Genomic DNA, 19,545 nt, shown 5'->3' on the forward strand with positions numbered 1-19,545 from the left:
TTTTTACAATCTATCTAAAATACTGCGAATAAAGTCAGAATTAAGAATCTGAGTTACAGCCCCGCTACACCACAAATAGGCACGTTGAATCGGGTAACCTTTAAAAATCCAACGCTTACGCACATGATTAAAGTCGTGCAAATAATCCGCCTTTGTTTGCGGTAACGAGTCATTGGCTAACTTCTGCCACGCCTTATAAACCCCACTCATATCGGCACCACGCATAAAACGCTGTAACCAGCGCGGAAAGCGTGCAAAGCGAATCGCTGACTGAAAATCAATAATGTATGGCTTGCCATCTTTTGAACAAATCACATTTCCCAAATTACGTAAGTCGAGGTGCACCACCCCGCGGCGATGCATTTTTGCGACCAAACGCTCAAACTCTTTAAAGAAATCACTCGGTAAATGCTGCTGTTGCAAGGCAAGCTGGCGAAGTGGCGTGCCTTCAATAAAATCATAAGCAATGGCAATTGATGACAAACGGCAAAAGTTATCGACCACTCCGTCTACGTCTTGCAGGCGTGCCAGCCCTTTGTACTCTTGATTGATAAAAAGCGGCGCGATGGTTTTTCTCACCCACCATGGGCTGTGCTGAAAATCTTTAATAATTAAATCAAATTTCGCGTCTTTATAACGATAAACAATGGCATTGGCAAAGCGGCCTGTGTGAACAACCGACAAACCTTCTGGGCTAAATTGATGAGCTGGAAATTGAGCGTGAAGCTGCGCAAGCAAAGATGATTCAAACATAACAATCCGGACTTGTTAAAATTAAATGCCTAGGCAACTATATTATCAAAATGAACCTTCAGCGACAATGTACCGCTTAGAGAAATTTATGCTTTTAAATTATGAATTGCTCTAAACAACAAGCTTGCGAGTTGCTTTTGCTCATCATCAGAGAAGCCTGTGAGTGCTTTGCGATAGATATCATTTACAGTGGGTAAAATTTCTGGGTAAAGCTGTTGGCCTTTTTCTGTGAGGCATAAAAGAGTTGAACGGCGATCTTCAACTGACTGCTTTTTAGCAACTAAGCCCTTGTCTTCTAAACGAGAAAGTAACCGACTCATGGCACCGCGGTCATACACCATGTGCTCACACAGCTCAGCCAAGGTATTTACTTTACCGCGTGCAAGTAGCACAACCACAATGTACTGAGCCGAGGTTAACTCTTTATCCTCTAACGCATTATCAAGATGAGTCACCAGATTTGAACGTAAATAAGAGACTAAGCGACCTAAGTCTTGCACGGGATCTAAATCTTCAATACAGCACTGGCCAATTGATGCAGGTTCTTTCATATTTCCTCTAAAGCGATGAATAGCAATTCATAGACAGTTAATCAGCAAAATAATTCAATCCTATTAGATTGCTTCAACGGCTATGAATAGTGTAGCGTGAACAAGCGTACTAACTGTCGGGGGCGTTATGCTAACTAAACAACATATTATCAAGTATTTATCTCTTACAATACTGCTACTTCTTTGTTGGCTAGAGCATTATAACCATTTCATTATGCGCTTTATCGACAGCGCCCTTGTACAATCAACCTTAGTGTACGCTTCTTCTCGTACAGTTAATGCTGCTATATCGCTATTGCAATCAGCCGAAGTGGGCATTGGTATTGCGAGTATTCAACCTGCACAACTACTCGACCCAGTAAATGACCTAGCTGAATACATGTCAGATGCTATGCGCCTTGCAATAGGCTCGTTATTTTTACAGCGCATTTTATACACCATTTCTTCTGGGGTTATTTTTAGTGGTGTTTTTACTGTTTCGGTCGTCGCTTACTTTATATGTGAATGGCGTGACTATTTTCCTAACTTACGTCATAAGATTATGGCGAGCTTAATTTTAATTCGCTTTTTAGTGCCTGCTGTGGTGCTTACAACAGGCCTTGTTAGTCAAATATTCTTAGATGAGCAAATAAACCAGCAAAGTGAACTGGTGAGCGAAAAAGTCGAGACGGTGAATAGCAGTGCAAATAATACCTCTGCCCTATCTGCCAAGCTAAAGGCCGAGGTCGATAATGAAAAACAAACCATCTTCGACAAGCTCTCGCTATTAAATGAGCAGCAGATAAAAAACCACCAGCAAGCGACAGAACTCAAAGTTAAGCTGGCAGAGGTTGATAGCCAAATAGAAGCGATTCAAGCAACTCGCAGCTTGTCTGAGCGACTGACCTTTACTGAGCTTGAACAAGCCAAGCCATTACTTGATAAAAAGCAGCAATTAACAGCGCAGTTTAATGCAGTACTAAACCAGCAAAGACAGCTGAATCTTGACAAAGACGCCTTAAACGAACAACTAGAAAACCTTAACGCATCACTCAATCAAGACCAATCGTCTCAAGTGAGTAAAATTATAGACACCGTCACCTCTGGCATTAGCAATATGGTAGCTGCCGTCGAAGACTTATTTATCGACTTTTTGAATATCTTGTCACTGCTGATTTTAAAACTGTTATTAATGCCGTTGATTTTTTTATACCTGTTCAACAAAGCTTTTAAGGCCATTTGGCAGCGCCGCTTTATGGATGTGGTAATACAAACAAAGCAACTGGCTGTTAATCGCTGATATTTCAGCTAAAGTTATAAACCTAACTCGTTTTTAAAGGATATAAGTATGACTGAGCAACGCCATAACCACATTCCCCAAGAAGCTTTCGATTGGTACGATGAATACGCCCATGGCTTGATGGACCGCCGTACCTTTATGAAAAAACTGGGTGGCTTAGTCGCCCTTGGTTATTCAATGGCAATGCTAAGTAGCGCTTTACTGCCAAACTACGCATTAGCTGAGCAAGTGTCCTTTAATGACCCTGATATCAAAGCCAGCTATAAAACCTTTGACTCGTTTAAAGGCCATGGCGAAGGTAAAGGTTATTTAGTCGAACCCGCTAACTTAACGGGTAAGCACCCATTAGTGTTAGTGATCCACGAAAACAGAGGCTTAAACCCTTATATTAAAGATGTTGCTCGCCGCCTTGCCAAAGCTGGATTTATTGCCTTTGCGCCAGATGCATTACACCCTCTTGGTGGCTATCCTGGTAATGACGATGAAGGTCGCGCAATGCAGCGCTCTATGGATAAAGAAAAAATCCAACAAGACTTTATTGCCGCAGCTGAATACATAAAAAGACACCCAAATAGTAATGGCAAACTCGGTGCGGTAGGCTTTTGCTTTGGTGGTTATATGGTTAACTACCTAGCAGCAGTTGATAGCAAATTAATTAATGCGGGCGTGCCCTATTACGGCACTCCAGCTGTTAAAGAGCTGAGACAAAATATAAAAGCCCCGCTACTTGTACACTTAGCTGAATTTGATAACCGCGTTAATGCAACTTGGCCAGAATACGAGAGCGACTTAAAAGCGCATCAAGTGCCTTACACTATGCATATGTATGAAAAGGCAAACCATGGCTTTCATAACGACTCTACCTCTCGTTATGATGAAAAACAGGCAGAGCTTTCATGGCAGCGCACACTGGCGTTTTTCAATGAGAAATTGATTTAAACAGAGCAATTTCATACACTCTCGAAAAAATTTTAGGCTAGAAAAGAGATGGAATCGCAAGTCAGTTATCGCTTTGACTCACAGCAAACCGCCAATCGGTTTTTAAACAAGCTTAAGCATTGGTCAGTGGCTAAAGTCACTGCGACCCTTTGCCAAGGTGGTTTTGGCGTGAAAATACGCTACGAAGTCGATACCAGTGGTTTTGATTACACCCTTGCGGAGCTTGATGATTTAGCGATGCAACACGAAGGCGAAGAGATTTAATACTCATTTTCTAGACATAAAAAACGGCTAACCTTGGTTAGCCGTTTTTATTAAAGCTGTGCTAATAAAGCCCTACTTATAAATCAAAGCTGCGAGAAATTGACGCAACGATTCGCTCATCTGCATATTCAGAATCAATGCTGGTATTTTCACCTGCAATTTCAATATCAAAGCCCGCATAGCTCGTTTGATACGCTAAACGATAATGCTTGTATGACTTATCACTGCCATCCCAGCTAAACTTATCGCCATCTAATGAGTTAGAAACATCAAAACTAGCACGAAAAGCATGGTTTGGTGCAACTTCAAATGTGTGAGCGACCATGTAAATTAAATGGCCTGCACCGGTGCCAAAATAATCCCAGCTATACCACAAGTTAAATTCTACTTGGCCTATACTGCTGTCGTAACCAAATTTCGAATACACCTCTGGATAATTACCATCGCTCGAGTGATCTTCACCATGATACGAGTAGTAGGCAATACCATAATCAACACTAAGAGCATCGGTTAACTCAGCATAGTTACCAAAGTACACATCCCACTCGATGTCGGTGCCTTCGCCAAAATCTACATTTGAAGCCCACGTACCTACATACATACCTGAATCTGCAAAGGCATAATCTAAGCTACCCTGAATCGCGGGGTCATTCATGGTTTGGCTTACACCATTGAAGGTGTAATCCGATGCCAATGTAACCGTAGTCGATAAGTCAGCCATGGCTGATGTCGACAGTAATGCCAATGGCAACGCTGCTGCTAATACTGTTTGTCTTGTTGTCATGTTGGTTTCCCTTAGCTAACTGTTTCTATTTTTGTGTAATCTAATTTATTGTCTTTTGGTGAACCTTCGATATTTTTCACTGTTTTTAACTTGCTGTAGCCAATAAACGCAGCACAGCCGAAAAATAACGCAATAACGAGCGCACCAACCCATTGGATCTGTAAAAAGTCGAACTTAAACAACAGGGTTAACAATGAAAGCGCCACCACATTTAAGGCAATATAATTAAATTTACCTAAACGTTTCACCGTTAAGTTTAGATTATCTGTGTATAAACGGATCAAAGAATCAAGTGAGTTGATCACAAACACCACACCAACAAACACCATAGCGATGTTTTTCAGGCCTGCTGTTGCAATACCCGCTTCATGATATTGATACAAAACACTAAACCAGATAGCGATTGGAATAGACGGGAAAATCAACATAGCCGCCAGCACTTGGTAAGTTTTTAAACCACCCACAAAGCGCGAAGTAAATTGACCAATCATGATGCTCCAAGCAAACCACCAAAACAGGTAGAAGGCATGGTAATCATTTAGTGGTAATACAAACTCATTGATGTTGCCAAAGTAACCACCGATTAAAGTAAGGTTATCAACAAATGCTGATGTTTGTGCATCAGAACCCACAAAGGCACCGAACCACATAAATGCGATTAAAGCGATAAACAACCAAGTAGTAGAAATACTTAAAAAGCGTACATATTTAATGTCTGTGCTCGAATAAACAGCAAAACAAATCGCTGCAAACACCATTAAGTAGAATGTCGGAATAATTGACTCACCATCACCAAGCGACGGCAGGTACCAAGGTAAATTCGACAGCAGTAAAAATGCAGTAAATGCGCATGTACCAATAATAACGATGTTATTAATTAGTCTTACCCAAGCAATTTCAAAGAACTTTACTTTGGGTTCTATTACGCAGAAATAAAAGCACGTAAGGAAATAAAATCCCCAGATCAAGAAGCCCCAAAAGCCAAACTCGATGGCTAATGGATTGGCAAACGCATACTCTGGGCTTGCTTTTATGTCTGCATAACCTGCAAACTCTGTCAGTGGAAACATAATCAAGCCAACATCTAGGCCCGATGTAAATAAAATTGCAATGAACGTAAACGTTCTAACCGGTGTGACGCCAACACACCTAACCGTACCCCATTTAAATAAAATAACCGCAATTGCTAACAGGGTAAAAATGATGCCAGCACTAAGCCAAAAGGTCATAGTTACCCCCCCAAAATAAGTAATAATACTTCATTGTTTCTCCAGTTTTATTCCTCGCATTAACGCACCACAAACAACTCGTGATGCGCGCCACTGCAAGCCCCACAGCCGAAACTGCGGGTGGCCTTATTAGATCTCCGAACTACGCTGCGTTGATTGCCATTGTTTTTCCATGGCAACATCTGCAGTTGATGCCGATAACACAGGCTTACCTAAAATGTGGTCCGCCGCTTTTTCTGCCACCATAATGGTTGGCGCATTTAAATTACCGTTTGGAACGGTTGGGAAGATAGATGAATCCACAACCCGTAAACCTTCGATACCGTGTACTTGAGTTTGCGAGTTAACCACGGCCATCTCATCTTCACCCATCTTGCACGAACATGACGGATGGTAAGCACTCTCAACCGCTTGACGAACAAACGCATCAATTTCTTCATCGCTTTGAACATCTTTACCGGGTTGAATTTCACCATCGCGATATTCATCAAACGCACTTTGCTCAATAATCTCGCGAGTTAGACGTACGCAAGCTCTAAAGCCTTCAATGTCATCTTGATGCTGTAAGTAGTTAAATTGGATCTTAGGCGCAACCTGAGGATCCGCCGACTTAATCGTTACTGCACCACGGCTTTTTGGTTTGTTATGCCCAACATGAACTTGGAAACCATGACCATCAAAGGCACTCTTACCGTCATAACGAATGGCTGCTGGTAAAAAGTGATACTGAATATCTGGCCATTCAACACCCGGTTTTGAGCGAATAAATGCACATGATTCAAAATGGTTAGTCGCCCCTAAACCTGAGCGATTTAATAACCAACGAGCCCCAATTAGCCCTTTTGAAACAAGGCCTAATTTGCCGTTTAAAGTAATTGGTTGCTTACACTTATATTGGAAGTAAAACTCCAAGTGGTCTTGTAAGTTTTGGCCAACACCTGGTAAGTGATGTTTAACCTCAACACCCGCTTCGCTCAGGATGTCTTTATCACCAATACCTGATAATTGCAGAATATGCGGTGAACCAATTGGGCCCGCACTTAAAATAACGTCTTTTGCTGCAAATGCTTGCTGCTTAGAGCCAGATACTGAATACTCAACGCCCACGGCTTTTTTGCCTTCTAGCAAAACTTTTTCAGCTAAAGCACCGGTGACTAGCGTTAAGTTTTTACGTGACTTAACTGGGTCTAGATACTCACGGCTAGCAGAGCTTCTTACGCCATCTTTAACTGTCATATGCATTGGCCCAAAACCTTCTTGCTGGGCTGCATTGTAGTCATCAGTTTGCGCATAACCTGCTTGTTGGCCCGCTTTGATAAAGGCTTTATAAAGCGGATTAGCCATTTCATTACCGTTATTAACCCCTAATGGACCGTTATCGCCACGGTAATTGTTACCACCTAAGTAAAATGATTCTGCACGTTTAAAGTACGGTAAGCATGCTTGATAATCCCAACCATTAGCGCCGTGTTGCTGCCACTCATCAAAATCTTTGGCATGACCACGTACATAGACCATGCCGTTAATCGATGATGAGCCACCTAACACCTTACCTCGTGGGCAGTGCATTTGACGGTTATCTAAATATGGCTCTGGCTCGGTATGAAATTGCCATGCATATTTGTCAGTATTCATTGGGATTGATAGCGCGGTAGGCATCTTTATAAAAATGCTTTTATCACTACCACCCGTTTCAAGTAATAACACCTTATTGGAAGGGTCTGCTGATAGTCGGTTTGCCAACACGCAGCCTGCTGAGCCAGCACCGACTATGATGTAATCATAGTTCTGTGTACTCATTAAAATGGACTCTCTATATTGCTCATACCCACATAAATCGATTTAGTTTGGGTATAGTGATCTAAAGTTTCGATACCGTTTTCACGGCCGATACCTGATTGCTTGTAACCACCTACGGGCATTTCTGCAGGTGAATTACCATAGCTGTTTATCCAACAAATACCGGCTTGTAACTGGTGGATCACGCGGTGTGCACGCTGAATATCTTTAGTGAACACGCCTGCGGCTAAGCCAAGGTGGGTATCGTTTGCACGCTGAATAACGTCATCTTCATCATCAAACACCAACACGCTCATTACCGGGCCAAAGATCTCTTCTTTAACTATGGTCATGTCGTCTTTACAGTCGACAAAAACGGTCGGTTCCACAAAGTAGCCGTTTGGAGCAGATGCTGGTGATAGTGCCTTACCGCCGGTTAATAAGGTTGCGCCTTCTTGAATACCTTTATCGATATAGCCAAGTACAAGCTCTTGATGCTTTTTAGAGATAAGCGCCCCTAAATTCACCTCAGGATCCATTGGGTCGCCAGCAATAATATTTTGCTCAGTGCGTGTTTTCAGCTCATCAATAAACTGCTGATAAACATTTTTATGCACATAAATGCGCGTACAGTTAGTGCAGATTTCGCCTTGCGTATAAAAATTACCTAGCATTGCCGCACTAACAGCTTGTGATACATCGGCATCATCAAATACTAATAACGGTGACTTACCACCAAGCTCCATGGTCACATCTTTAAGTGAACCAGCAGCGCTTGCCATTACTTTTTTGCCTGTGCCTACTTCACCAGTGAAAGACACTTTTTCAATATTTGGGTTTGCTGTTAACCATTGCCCTACTTCAGCAGCGCCTTGCACGACGTTGAATACGCCAGCAGGTACACCCGCTTCGATGAAAATCTCTGCAAGTTTAATTGCACCAAGTGGTGTTTCTTCTGAAGGTTTAAAAATAACCGCATTACCCGCAGCCAGTGCTGGGCCTGATTTCCAACAAGCAATTTGTAGTGGGTAGTTCCATGCACCAATACCGGCACAGATACCTAAAGGCTCTTTACGAGTGTAGTAAAAATCATTGCCAACCATTTGTTGCTGACCCACTTGTGCAGGAGCAAGACCAGCAAAATATTCGATAACATCGGCGCCAGTTTCAACATCGACACACTCGGCTTCTTGCCAAGGCTTACCCGTATCAAGTACTTCTACTTTTGCCAGTTCATCGTTACGCTCGCGTAAGATTGCCACGGCTTTTAATAAAATACGGCTACGCTCAATTGGCGTCATTGCAGACCACGCTGCAAACCCTTGTTTTGCGCTTTCGATTGACGCGTTTTGAATAAACTCATCAGCGATTTCAACGTGATAGATTACTTCATCCGTTGCAGGATTCTTAACTGCAAAGGTATCGCCAGTTTGATTCTTTAAAAAATGGCCATTAATAAAATTTTCGTAAACAGGTGTGGTCATTTTAGGCTCCATACTGTTTTATCAGTGAACGAATGTAGTCTTTAGCTAATTGCTCACAATGTTCGAATTGATCTTGGTCTGACTTACTTAATACGGCTCTTAGCCATAAACCATCGATCATGGCTGCACTTAACTCAGCAGCTAAGTTGGCATCACTATCGCTCATTAACTGTTTGAATGAGCTTAATAAGTTACTAAATAAACGTTTACTATTTACGTTTTGTAAGCGATGCAACTGGGCGTCGTGCATAGAATGCGCCCAAAAGCTCAACCAAGTTTTGGTGTTATTGCTTTGCTGCTGAATACGCGAAAAGTTTGCTTCAACGATAAACATTAATCGTTGCTCTGGGCTAGTATGCGGCGTTACTTGATTCATCAGAGCTTGCTTTAAACTCGTCAATAAATAACGCACAGTGGCTTCAATTAAGCCCTGCTTACCACCAAAATAATGACTGATAATGCCAGACGATAAGCCTGCCTTTTTACTAATGCTATTTATGGTGGTGCCTTGCAAACCAAGCTCTGCAACCGACTCTATTGTGGCGTCAATTAACTGCTGACGACGAACAGGTTCCATTCCAACTTTCGGCATAATTTTTTATTGATTGAACGTTCAATTAAAATAAAGGTTAAGGTAATGAGCATGGCAATTCAAGGTTGACAAATTGTAAACAACCGCAAAGCTACACTCGTAAGTTAAGCTAACCCACTGTTCTTACGTTTATTATCCGGAATATAAAAAAGTTTTAAATTTATTCAAAATAAAGCCTAAAAAGTATGAATTTAAGCTGAAATGCGGAAAAAAGAGAAAATTTATTGCAGGCGTATTTTTAATAAAAAAGCGCTTATAAAAGCGCTCATTTTAGGCTAAAAGTTAAGCTAAGCTCATTCGTGGTATTTACGAATCACCGCTATCTTGCCATCTTCGATTTCGAGCACATCCATAATGGTTTGCGTGTATTCAATTTCTTGCTGGTTTTGTGGGTGTATACCTTTAGCGTGATGGGTATAACGCAAAGCAATGGCAGAATCATTAAAAATAAAGGTATCGAGTAAGTTTGCTTGGTATTCAGTGTGCGCCCCAAGGTAAAAAGTCATGCCTTTACGCATCATCGCTTTGCCATCTGGCTCTCTTGAATCATCTGTTTGATAAGGTAAGTGTTGATTTGCTACATCGTCAGTTAATAAAGCTAAAAAGGCTTCTAATTCTTTGTTGGTGGCATTGGGTGCTTGTGTTGCAACCATGGTATTAAAGTACTGCTGTGCTAATGCTGTGAGCTCTGGGTTAGCTTGCTTTGCTTGGCTGCTAAATGTGCTTAGCAAACAAATAGCTAGAAAATAAAGGGGCTTCATCGTTATTCCTTGTGGTTTTAGTTAATGACTAATAATCAAACTACGCACCTAAAATAACGACAAAGCATCGAACTATCAACAATTTAGTTTTAAGCTGTTTGTGGCTTTATGATCTCACGTTTATCTAAATAACCGCTGTATCGTGTTGCAATTAGCGCCGCTAAACTGATGATAGCACCAATCCAAGCAGTGTCTTGCAATGAGTAGTTTTCAACGACAATGCCACCTAACACTGAGCCCAGCGCAATACCGATATTAAACGCAGCAATGTTTAACCCAGAGGCCACATCGACGGCATTGGGTGTAAACTTTTCGGCAAGTTTAACCACATAAACTTGCAGCCCAGGCACATTACCAAACGCAAATGCCCCCCATACAAGTATGGTCAGTACCGCAGTGACTTTAGATTGCATGGTAAAGGTCAGCACTAACAGCACAATACTTAAAGCACTAAAGATAATAGTCAGCGCACTAATGGGGCCTTTTTTATCGGCTAATTTACCGCCGTAGATATTGCCAACAGCAACCGATACCCCATATACCAGCATAATTAAACTAATGGTGGCTGATGCAAATCCAGTTTGCTGCTCTAAAATAGGCGCTAAATAGGTAAAGGCAGTAAATGTGCCACCATAACCAAGTATGGTCATCAAGTACACGAGTAAAAGCCTAGGCTGCACCATTACTTTTAATTGCTCACTCAAAGTAGCCGGTTTACTTTGCTTTAAATTGCTCGGAATTAAAAACGCGCTACCAACAAGTGCAATTAAGCCCAGTAAAGACACCACTAAAAAGGTCGCTCGCCAACCAAAGTGCTGACCAATCCAAGTCCCTAATGGCACACCGGTTACTAATGCAACCGTTAAACCAGTAAACATAATCGCAATAGCACTGGCTTCTTTATCTTTACTGACAAGCCCAGTAGCGATGGTTGAACCAATTGAGAAAAACACCCCATGGGCAAGGCCTGTTAAAATCCTTGCGGTGATCAAGCTACCATAACTAGGTGCTTGCCAAGCCAGTAAATTACCGATTACAAATAGGCTCATTAAGCTAAGTAATACATGTTTTCGATTCCAGCGTCCGGTAAGCGCGGTTAATACTGGCGCCCCCACCGCAACCCCTAATGCGTACAAGCTAACAAGTAGCCCGGCACTCGGTAACGAAACCGCTAAATCATTAGCGATAGTTGGCACTAAGCCGACAATCACAAACTCAGTGGTGCCTATGGCAAACGCACTGAGAGTTAACGCAAGTAATGCTATTGGCATCACATATCCTCTGTTTAATTTTGAAAGTGCGGCTATTGTGGCTAAAATTAAATTTGCAAAAAATAGCAGTAGTGACAAAATACTTTTGTCAAAAATGAAAAGGTAAAACCATGAGCGTGATCTCCAACACCCAAGATTTAGAAGCATTTATTAGCGTGGTTGACACCGGCGGGTTCTCAAGTGCAGCCAATGCCTTAGATGAGCAAGTTGCAAAAATATCACGGGCGGTAACTCGGCTTGAAAAATCATTAAACGTTACCTTATTCAACCGCACCACAAGGCGCATTGAGCTGACCGAAGAAGGTCAGTTATTTTTAGGCTATGCTAGAGAAGCACTGAGTCAGCTTGCACAAGGCGAAGAAGCCTTAAAGCTTCTACACTGCGCCCCATCAGGAAAATTAAGAGTCGATGCTGCAAGTCCTTTTGTGTTTCACCAATTAGCGCCACATTTAAAAGCCTTTAACCAAGCTTATCCTGACATAAAACTTGAGATCACCAGCCACGACAACATTATCGATTTGCTTGAGCATAAAACCGATATTGCTATTCGTATTGGCGAGCTTGCTGACTCAAACTTGCATGCGCGCACTTTGGGAGTTAGCAAACTACAGCTCGTTGCCAGCCCGGATTATTTAAAGACTTCATCACCTTTAAATGAGTTAACCGACTTAGCCTCGCACCAGCTTATTGGTTTTACCGATGCGCCGCATTTAAATCACTGGCCGCTAACCACGCCTTTAGACCTAAAATTTTCAATCAGTGCATCAAGTGGTGAAACTGTGCGCCAGCTTTGTATTCAAGGTCACGGCATTACCTTGTTGTCGGAATTTATGATCAACGAAGATTTAAAAGCAGGCAGTTTAGTAAAAGTGCTCGAAGGCGAGGTACTGAGCCCTAATCGCCGCGAAAAAGTGCATGCGGTGTATTATCAAAACAGTGGTGTTTCATCACGAGTATTAGCGTTTTTAGACTTTATAGCACCCAGGTTAACGCTGTAGTTTTTTGCAATTTTAACAAAAGTGTTTTGTGATTAGTGGCATTAATTTCATAAATAATTTTCGTTATGCTGAAAGCATATTCGCTTTCAAGGAGCCGTAATGAACAAATTATTCGATACCGTACAACTTGCCGGTCACACACTAAAAAACCGCATTGTCATGCCACCAATGACTCGCTCTCGCTCATCACAACCGGGTGATATCGCCAATGAGTTAATGGCCGACTACTATGCACAACGTGCCAGCGCCGGCTTAATTATTAGCGAAGGCACACAAATATCAGCCCTAGGTAAGGGCTATGCTTGGACACCGGGTATTTATACTGCCGAGCAAATTGCTGGCTGGAAAAAAGTAACCGACAAAGTTCATCAAGCTGGTGGCATTATGTTTGCTCAGCTTTGGCATGTTGGCCGCGTATCTCACCCAAGTAACACAGGTGGTGAGCAACCAATTGCGCCATCAGCGATTGCAGCTAAAGACGTCAAAGTTTTTATTGATGAAGATGACAAACCCGATTTTGTTGCCACAGCACAGCCACGCGCAATGAGCCACGACGACATCAAACAGGTTATAAACGAATACCGTCAAGCTGCCCGTAATGCTGTAGATGCAGGGTTTGATGGTATTGAACTTCATGCTGCCAATGGTTACTTAATTAATCAATTTATTGATTCAGAGTCGAACCAACGCACCGATGAATACGGCGGCAGTTTAGAAAACCGCTTACGCTTTTTACAACAAGTGACACAAGCGGTATGTGATGAAATTGGCGCTGAGCGTGTTGGCGTACGCCTTGCTCCACTCACAACACTCAATGGGACGGTCGATGAAAACCCGTTCGAAACCTATATTGGCGCAGCAAAAGTACTCAATAAACTCAACGTTGCTTACCTGCACATTGCCGAAGCTGATTGGGATGATGCGCCTTTAATGGAGCAAAGTTTTAAGCAAGCGCTACGTAAGAACTATGCTGGACTAATGATTTATGCAGGCAAGTACACTGACGAGAAAGCAGAGCAAGCATTAGCCGCAGGCTGGGCTGATTTAATTGGTTTTGGTCGCCCGTTTGTTGCCAACCCAGATCTGCCAGCGCGTATTGAACAAGGCATTGAACTGGCTCAGCATGATCCAGATACCCTATTTGGAGGCGGTGCTAAAGGCTACACTGACTACCCCTTAGCAACGCAATAACGCACTAAAAAAGGTGGCTCGTCAACCAATAGCTCAATACAATAAAGCTGATGTTGGCGAGCGCTCTAAACAACCAAGGAGCAGAGCTAAACTGTATTTGGCTGTACTTGCTTACTAATACCAAAGCGCCCATCACAGTAAACCAAGGAGTAAAAAAGAATAGTGGCTTTAACTTCACTAAACTCACTGCTAAATCGTGCAGCGCCCCACTGACAGCAAAAGTAACAACAACCGCACACCAAACCGGCATAATGTCATTGCAAGGCTTCATTACATACCGAGATAAATAATAGCTCCACACCGGATTCCAATATCGCCAAAACAGATAAAACGAGCTCGCACCCAGCGAGCGTGTCAGCATATTGCGCAGCGAATCTTTATGCCCCAGAGGCACACCTGTTCGTTTTTTAACATATTGAGCAAGGGTAATAGCTGCAGACACTGGCTTTCTCTTTTTACTAATGACTCAATTAGACTACTAAACAGTCAACAAAAGGGATACCAAAACAAGGCTGGAAATTGTAACGGTTTATGAAGCATGCAGCTCTAAGGCAAGTGATGAAGCTGAGCTAAGCACTCAGCTTCATTAAAATCACATCTTACTTTTTACTTTATTAGTTGCTTGGCTGGTGGCTGGGTCGTCTGGCCAAAAATGTTTTGGATAACGCCCTTTCATTTCTTTTTGCACATCGCGGTAACTCGTTTGCCAAAAGTTAGCTAAGTCTTGAGTTAACTGCAGCGGTCGCCTCGCTGGTGATAATAGCTCCATTAATAATGGCAGTTTACCTTGTGCCAGCAAAGGCGTGCTGGTCATACCATACACTTCTTGCATGCGTACACTGAGCTTCGCAGGGCCATCAAGCTGATAGGTCACTTTTACATTTGAACCACTTGGCACCGTTAATCGTAAGGGCAGTAATTCATTCAATAAGCTTTGCTGCTGCCAATCAAAACAGCTTTTAATTGCTTCGCTGTAATTGAACTTTTTTAATTGCTCAAGGTTTTTAATATCATCCAAATAAGGTGCAAGCCATTGGTTATCGGCAATTAATTCATCATGACTTAAAAGCGGGAATGATTCTGGTAACAGCTTACTTGCCAAACTCATTCGAATAAGTAACTGCTCACTGTCGGGCTGTTCATTAAATAACGAAAACCCCTGCTTACTAAATAAGTTTAACCACGCTTTAGTGCGTTCGCTCTTATCTAGGGGCTGTTTACTTGGCTGACTCGCTATGGTGATAGCACCGAGCTTGAGCTCATCTTGATGGATAAAACGCCCTGCTTTTTCATCGTATTCGCAGCGAGTTTGCTCAGTAAATAAATGCGAAAGCTCATCTTCAAGGTCACTTGGCATAAAGGCAACAGCAGCAAAAACACGGTTTCCTTTATGGCCGCCCATATGTGCAATGGCAATATAATCATCGTTATGCCAAAACTCCTCACTTAAGTCGGCGCCCGCACCATTGGCAAGTAAATAACCATTACCGCGCTTTTTGGCTAGGCGGTCAGGAAAGGCAAGTGCCACCAGCAGCGACAAGTGCTCTGTTTTAAGCTCATTAACCGGCTTGAGTTGCAAGCGCGATAGCCAATATGTTAATTGCTGCTTAAATACTGGATGCGGTTTGCTGTGCTGGCTATGCAATGCCAAATTAAGATCAGCTGGCATACTAATGCGGCTTTCAAGCAGTGCCGTTAAATACCCCGCTAATACATAAATACCAGGCATGCGCTGCTCTAGTTGCTTTGCCTTAATGAGCATATGCGAGAGGCGAATATCGGCTCCATAGCTCAGCATTTGGCTGCCAAGGGCTGTTAGCTTTTCATTTTCATCAATAGCTTCGAGCATTTTCAAAAGTGCCGTTGCCTGTTTAATCTGCTGGCTACTAGGTGGGTCGAGTAAGCTAAGCTCAGCAAGTGACGCCCCCCACTGCTTTGCCTCTAATAACAACTGACTAATATCACTGGTCAGAATTTCTGGCGCATCATGGCTATTACGGCGCTCAAAAGTTTGTTTAGAGCCTAATCGATACACAACCCCCGGCTCAATTCGCCCAGCACGACCAGCGCGCTGAATGGCAGAAGAACGAGAAATACTTTGCGTAACGAGCTCTGTAACACCGGTTTTTAAATTGAAATTGGCAGCACGGCGTTTGCCGCTATCAACCACAATGCGTATTCCTTCAATGGTCAAACTGGTTTCAGCGACATTGGTGGTTAATACCACTTTGCGTTTACCATGTTTAGCAGGCGCGATAGCAGCTTGTTGCTCGTTTTTATTTTGCTCACCATACAAGCTAAATACTTCGACGCTATCACCTAAATCATTTAAAGACTGCTGAACGCGCATGATTTCACGCTGCCCTGGTAAAAATACTAAAGCACTGCCCGTTTGCTCACTAAGCGCCTGTTTTATTAGTGCAGGTATGTCATCGAGCCAACGGCTTTCGTCTTTAAGTGGAATATACACTTCATCAATGGGGTAGCTTCGTCCTTGTGATGAAATAATCGGACAGCTGAAAAACTCACTGTAACGATCGCCATCTAAGGTTGCCGACATCAGTAAGATTTTTAAATCATCGCGAAGTGCCGCCTGTGTTTCGAGGGCAAATGCCAAAGCCGTATCTGCGGCAATTGAGCGCTCATGAAATTCATCAAATATAAGTAAATCAACATCACTAAGCTCTGGGTCATTTTGCAACATACGCGTCAGCATACCTTCAGTGACAATTTCGAGTTTAGTTGTAGAACTTACTTTTGATTCGCCACGAATGCGTAAGCCGACACTGTCACCGACTTTTTCATTCTGCTGACTTGCCAAATACTGGGCAATATTGCGTGCGGCCAGTCGTCTTGGCTCTAACATAACAATGCGTTTAAAGTGACCTTCGCGCATTAGGGTAAGAGGCAGCCATGTCGATTTACCCGCTCCCGGTGGCGCTTGCAATAAAGCCATTGGGTTACTCTGTAATGTGGTTAACAGGGATTGATAAATATCTTGAACTGGCAGCACGTTAGGTATCTCTTACTTTCTTTTCGCGCATTGTATCAAAAAACTAAAAATTGCGATGGCTATAGGCTTATTTTCTATCTCGGGCTTTAGAAGTGAAAACATTGCATTCTGCCAGTTTAGACTTATTCTTGATTAAACGACCAAACAAAAATCAGAATAAGGAATTAACTTGTTCAGGATTTACACCCGTATTTTAATCACCTTGCTACTTTTAGTTTTCCCGTTTCAAAAAGCGTTTAGTCAGCAAAAAATTACGGTTGCACTTGGCAATACACTACCACCTTGGGTGATGGTTGAAGACAACACAGGTATTATTCCTGACTTACTTCGTGCAACACTCGGTGTTCACGGTTATCAAATACACTTTGTCTACGTTCCCTATGCAAGGCGGATCCCTTTGTATACTGAGAACTTAGTTGATGTTGTGTCTGATATTAATGAAAAAATTATCGAAACCCATCAAATGAGCGGTTACTTTTCAGATATTGCTTACAGCTACGAGAACTTCGCTTTTAGTCTGGCCAAGCAAAACCTGCAGCTTAGCTCTATTGCACAATTAAAACACTTTAGTGTTCTTTCATGGCAAGGTGCAAAAGAATTACTCACACCAGAATATCAAGCAATGGCCAGAGAAAACCCACAATACGCAGAAACCTATGATCAACTTGCACAAGTACAGCTTTTGTATCGAGAGCGCTACGAGGTGATCCAGATGGACGGTAAAATTTTTGATTATTATCGAGCGTTAATTAATATCAATGACGAAATTGATGTCTCTAAACCTGTACAACGATTTGCGTTATTTGGCAAAAATCCCAGTGGCTTTTTATTCCGAGACGAAGCCTTAAGAGACCAGTTTAACGAGAACTTACGTAAACTAAAATCAACTGAAGAATACACGCGGATAATCAATCGCTATACATCTAAAAGCCACTAAGTATCTAAAAACTAGCGCAACAGAAAATATTACAGGCTGATTCTAAAAACTACGTAGTAATTGCAAACTTTTAAATTCCACTCATTATATGTAAAAGCATAAAACAACTATAAATCAATCAGTTAATAAATTCGCCAAGTTGGTACAGCGATTGCTATTACTAAGATGAATGTTTAACAAAGTAAGGAGATTATGATGAACAGCGATCGTTTAGAAGGCAACTGGAAAGAGCTTAAAGGTAAAGCACAACGTAAATGGGGTGACCTTACCGATGATGATTTAGATAAAATTGAAGGTAGCCGTAAAGAGCTGGTTGGTAAACTTCAGCAAAAATACGGTAAATCGAAGAAAGAAGCTGAGCGTGAAGTCAGCGACTTTGAAAAAAGCCATTAATTTGAGCAATCAATAAAGCCGCTAATTGCGGCTTTATTTATCAAGCCGGCTCATGCTTCGCTAAATCAACTTCAGCAACCGTTTGATTTTTACCTTGCGATTTAGCGCGGTAAAGCCGTTTATCGGCAATGTTCAAACAGTGATCCACGCTCTCATCAGCAACGCGCACGTACAAACCAATACTTAAGGTGACATTAAAACGATGCTGGCCGCTCGTAAATGGCTTTTCAGCAAGCTTCTTATGGATTTTTTCAGCGACTTTTCTGGCTCTAAGCTCATACCCTGTTGGGATCACAATTAAGAACTCTTCGCCGCCCCAACGGGAAATAACATCTTCTTCTGTGCACACTTCTTTAAAGACATCAGCGAAAAATATTAGCACCTCATCGCCCACTTGATGACCGTAGGTGTCGTTGATTTGCTTAAAGTTATCAACATCCATCAGCAAGAACACAGCCCCTTCGCAAAAGCGCTTATCTTGCAAGCACTCAGTTGCGTAGCGACGGTTAGCGAGTTCAGTCATCGCATCAGTACGTGCAAGCTTTTGATTAAGCTTAAGTTGTTCCATTAACTGCAAACTGTATTTGTTGCGGTAATATTCGTAGAAGCCACCCAAAATACATAAAATCGAGAAACACAGCATGACACGTGTAGGAAAATAATGACTCGGATAACTGTAATAACCAAATTGATCGGTAAAATAGAAAAGCACCGAGATAATACTGGCAAGCAAGATAAGATCGAACGCTCCGCGCTTTAAGCCACGAATAAAAAAGGTCACAGGAGATACGATAAACAACCACAATGGCCCCGTGCCATTACTACCTCCTGATACGATTAAAAAACACATCATCGAATAGAGAGCGTACAGCATAAGTACTGCTATGGTTTCGTCACGATTTTTAATAACGAAAGGTGAGGCAAACACAAAGCCGCCAATAATCAATAAATAGCTAAGGGCATGGTATCCATCTTGATAGCTGGTGATCGCCATTAAAAACGAAGTGATCGAACCAATAAATGCAAAAACACGTAAAAATCGTGCTTTATCTTTGTCGCTTGCATTCACTGTATCAATCACAATTTCACCTTAGATTTCTTGATCAATCTCAACAATACCAATCCGCAATAATACTTAATCATTTTGAGGGATTAAACCTGTCGCTACCTGCGTTAAAAATTTCTGATTTACGACTGCATGGATGCAGAAGGTAGAGCAATGCAGGAGCAATTGCCGAGCACAACTAAATAACGAAATTTTTGCCTTGTTATCAACGAGGTTTTATTGCCTCAAAATAGACCACTTTATTAAGCGAATTGGTATAAC

The 19,545-nt window shown here is 42.1% G+C and carries 19 protein-coding genes; 7 read left to right on the forward strand and 12 right to left on the reverse strand.

What is annotated here, in order from left to right; translation table 11 throughout:
* Positions 1-3 precede the first annotated feature (3 nt).
* A complete protein-coding gene (locus CWC28_RS19545) occupies positions 4-753 on the reverse strand; it encodes an RIO1 family regulatory kinase/ATPase domain-containing protein (RefSeq protein WP_063706372.1) in 750 nt (249 codons plus the stop codon).
* Between the two features lie 86 nt (positions 754-839).
* Positions 840-1,304, reverse strand: a complete 465-nt coding sequence (locus CWC28_RS19550) for a MarR family winged helix-turn-helix transcriptional regulator (RefSeq protein WP_054554315.1) — start codon at positions 1,302-1,304, stop codon at positions 840-842.
* Positions 1,305-1,431: 127 nt separating this feature from the next.
* Between CWC28_RS19550 and CWC28_RS19555 the strand changes: the two genes are divergently transcribed.
* From CWC28_RS19555 to CWC28_RS19565, 3 genes are read left to right on the forward strand one after another with little or no spacing between them, the layout of a single operon-like run.
* The gene (locus CWC28_RS19555) at positions 1,432-2,583 is read left to right on the forward strand and encodes a hypothetical protein (protein WP_063706369.1); all 1,152 of its coding nucleotides are present in this window, start codon (positions 1,432-1,434) and stop codon (positions 2,581-2,583) included.
* 48 nt (positions 2,584-2,631) lie between these two features.
* Positions 2,632-3,522, forward strand: a complete 891-nt coding sequence (locus CWC28_RS19560) for a dienelactone hydrolase family protein (protein ID WP_063706367.1) — start codon at positions 2,632-2,634, stop codon at positions 3,520-3,522.
* 48 nt (positions 3,523-3,570) lie between these two features.
* Entirely contained in the window at positions 3,571-3,786 is a 216-nt protein-coding gene (locus CWC28_RS19565) for a hypothetical protein (protein WP_063706364.1), read from the forward strand.
* 76 nt (positions 3,787-3,862) lie between these two features.
* On the opposite strand, the gene CWC28_RS19570 is transcribed toward CWC28_RS19565, so the two are convergent.
* From CWC28_RS19570 to CWC28_RS19600, 7 genes are all read right to left on the reverse strand, one after another.
* The gene (locus tag CWC28_RS19570; protein WP_063706362.1) at positions 3,863-4,570 is read right to left on the reverse strand and encodes a TorF family putative porin; all 708 of its coding nucleotides are present in this window, start codon (positions 4,568-4,570) and stop codon (positions 3,863-3,865) included.
* A gap of 11 nt (positions 4,571-4,581) precedes the next feature.
* Positions 4,582-5,799: a hypothetical protein gene (locus CWC28_RS19575; protein WP_063706359.1), complete on the reverse strand. Its 1,218-nt coding sequence runs from the start codon at positions 5,797-5,799 to the stop codon at positions 4,582-4,584.
* 129 nt (positions 5,800-5,928) lie between these two features.
* The gene (gene betA, locus CWC28_RS19580; RefSeq protein WP_063706357.1) at positions 5,929-7,599 is read right to left on the reverse strand and encodes a choline dehydrogenase; all 1,671 of its coding nucleotides are present in this window, start codon (positions 7,597-7,599) and stop codon (positions 5,929-5,931) included.
* The gene (gene betB, locus CWC28_RS19585; protein WP_063706355.1) at positions 7,599-9,062 is read right to left on the reverse strand and encodes a betaine-aldehyde dehydrogenase; all 1,464 of its coding nucleotides are present in this window, start codon (positions 9,060-9,062) and stop codon (positions 7,599-7,601) included. The genes betA and betB overlap by 1 nt, the downstream gene beginning before the upstream one ends.
* A 1-nt stretch (position 9,063) precedes the next feature.
* Positions 9,064-9,654 carry a transcriptional regulator BetI gene (gene betI, locus CWC28_RS19590; protein ID WP_063706352.1) on the reverse strand — a complete coding sequence of 197 codons (591 nt, stop codon included), beginning with the start codon at positions 9,652-9,654 and terminating at the stop codon, positions 9,064-9,066.
* A gap of 293 nt (positions 9,655-9,947) precedes the next feature.
* Positions 9,948-10,415 carry a nuclear transport factor 2 family protein gene (locus tag CWC28_RS19595; protein ID WP_063706350.1) on the reverse strand — a complete coding sequence of 156 codons (468 nt, stop codon included), beginning with the start codon at positions 10,413-10,415 and terminating at the stop codon, positions 9,948-9,950.
* Between the two features lie 89 nt (positions 10,416-10,504).
* A complete protein-coding gene (locus CWC28_RS19600) occupies positions 10,505-11,686 on the reverse strand; it encodes an MFS transporter (protein WP_063706348.1) in 1,182 nt (393 codons plus the stop codon).
* Positions 11,687-11,796: 110 nt separating this feature from the next.
* On the opposite strand from CWC28_RS19600, the gene CWC28_RS19605 reads away from it, so the two are divergent.
* Positions 11,797-12,684, forward strand: coding sequence for a LysR family transcriptional regulator (locus CWC28_RS19605; RefSeq protein ID WP_063706346.1), 888 nt, complete (start codon positions 11,797-11,799; stop codon positions 12,682-12,684).
* A 99-nt stretch (positions 12,685-12,783) separates the two neighbouring features.
* Positions 12,784-13,875, forward strand: coding sequence for an alkene reductase (locus CWC28_RS19610; RefSeq protein ID WP_063706344.1), 1,092 nt, complete (start codon positions 12,784-12,786; stop codon positions 13,873-13,875).
* Positions 13,876-13,879: 4 nt separating this feature from the next.
* Here the strand turns inward: CWC28_RS19610 and CWC28_RS19615 are convergent, their stop codons facing one another.
* Together CWC28_RS19615 and hrpB are read right to left on the reverse strand one after the other, a co-directional pair.
* Positions 13,880-14,317 carry a membrane-bound O-acyltransferase family protein gene (locus CWC28_RS19615; RefSeq protein ID WP_063706342.1) on the reverse strand — a complete coding sequence of 146 codons (438 nt, stop codon included), beginning with the start codon at positions 14,315-14,317 and terminating at the stop codon, positions 13,880-13,882.
* Positions 14,318-14,467: 150 nt separating this feature from the next.
* Positions 14,468-16,888, reverse strand: a complete 2,421-nt coding sequence (hrpB, locus tag CWC28_RS19620) for an ATP-dependent helicase HrpB (protein WP_063706340.1) — start codon at positions 16,886-16,888, stop codon at positions 14,468-14,470.
* Between the two features lie 169 nt (positions 16,889-17,057).
* Here hrpB and CWC28_RS19625 point away from each other — a divergent pair, with 169 nt between their 5' ends.
* On the forward strand, positions 17,058-17,825 hold the full coding sequence (locus CWC28_RS19625; RefSeq protein ID WP_082874103.1) for a substrate-binding periplasmic protein: 768 nt from the start codon (positions 17,058-17,060) through the stop codon (positions 17,823-17,825).
* 195 nt (positions 17,826-18,020) lie between these two features.
* The gene (locus CWC28_RS19630; protein ID WP_138625633.1) at positions 18,021-18,218 is read left to right on the forward strand and encodes a CsbD family protein; all 198 of its coding nucleotides are present in this window, start codon (positions 18,021-18,023) and stop codon (positions 18,216-18,218) included.
* Positions 18,219-18,258: 40 nt separating this feature from the next.
* Here CWC28_RS19630 and CWC28_RS19635 read toward each other — a convergent pair whose 3' ends face one another.
* Entirely contained in the window at positions 18,259-19,299 is a 1,041-nt protein-coding gene (locus CWC28_RS19635; protein WP_082874102.1) for a GGDEF domain-containing protein, read from the reverse strand.
* Positions 19,300-19,545: the final 246 nt, after the last annotated feature.

It is taken from the genome of Pseudoalteromonas sp. S4492 (assembly GCF_005886115.1).
GTDB classification, from domain to species: domain Bacteria; phylum Pseudomonadota; class Gammaproteobacteria; order Enterobacterales; family Alteromonadaceae; genus Pseudoalteromonas; species Pseudoalteromonas gelatinilytica.

Bases quoted from the DNA above. Each gene is read 5' to 3' on its own strand.
- betI (WP_063706352.1), bottom strand. From the start codon at position 9,654: ATGCCGAAAGTTGGAATGGAACCTGTTCGTCGTCAGCAGTTAATTGAC.
- betA (WP_063706357.1), bottom strand. From the start codon at position 7,599: ATGAGTACACAGAACTATGATTACATCATAGTCGGTGCTGGCTCAGCA.
- CWC28_RS19600 (WP_063706348.1), bottom strand. From the start codon at position 11,686: ATGCCAATAGCATTACTTGCGTTAACTCTCAGTGCGTTTGCCATAGGC.
- CWC28_RS19565 (WP_063706364.1), top strand. From the start codon at position 3,571: ATGGAATCGCAAGTCAGTTATCGCTTTGACTCACAGCAAACCGCCAAT.
- CWC28_RS19595 (WP_063706350.1), bottom strand. From the start codon at position 10,415: ATGAAGCCCCTTTATTTTCTAGCTATTTGTTTGCTAAGCACATTTAGC.
- CWC28_RS19575 (WP_063706359.1), bottom strand. From the start codon at position 5,799: ATGACCTTTTGGCTTAGTGCTGGCATCATTTTTACCCTGTTAGCAATT.
- CWC28_RS19610 (WP_063706344.1), top strand. From the start codon at position 12,784: ATGAACAAATTATTCGATACCGTACAACTTGCCGGTCACACACTAAAA.
- CWC28_RS19545 (WP_063706372.1), bottom strand. From the start codon at position 753: ATGTTTGAATCATCTTTGCTTGCGCAGCTTCACGCTCAATTTCCAGCT.
- CWC28_RS19630 (WP_138625633.1), top strand. From the start codon at position 18,021: ATGAACAGCGATCGTTTAGAAGGCAACTGGAAAGAGCTTAAAGGTAAA.
- CWC28_RS19605 (WP_063706346.1), top strand. From the start codon at position 11,797: ATGAGCGTGATCTCCAACACCCAAGATTTAGAAGCATTTATTAGCGTG.
- CWC28_RS19555 (WP_063706369.1), top strand. From the start codon at position 1,432: ATGCTAACTAAACAACATATTATCAAGTATTTATCTCTTACAATACTG.
- CWC28_RS19560 (WP_063706367.1), top strand. From the start codon at position 2,632: ATGACTGAGCAACGCCATAACCACATTCCCCAAGAAGCTTTCGATTGG.
- CWC28_RS19570 (WP_063706362.1), bottom strand. From the start codon at position 4,570: ATGACAACAAGACAAACAGTATTAGCAGCAGCGTTGCCATTGGCATTA.
- betB (WP_063706355.1), bottom strand. From the start codon at position 9,062: ATGACCACACCTGTTTACGAAAATTTTATTAATGGCCATTTTTTAAAG.
- CWC28_RS19550 (WP_054554315.1), bottom strand. From the start codon at position 1,304: ATGAAAGAACCTGCATCAATTGGCCAGTGCTGTATTGAAGATTTAGAT.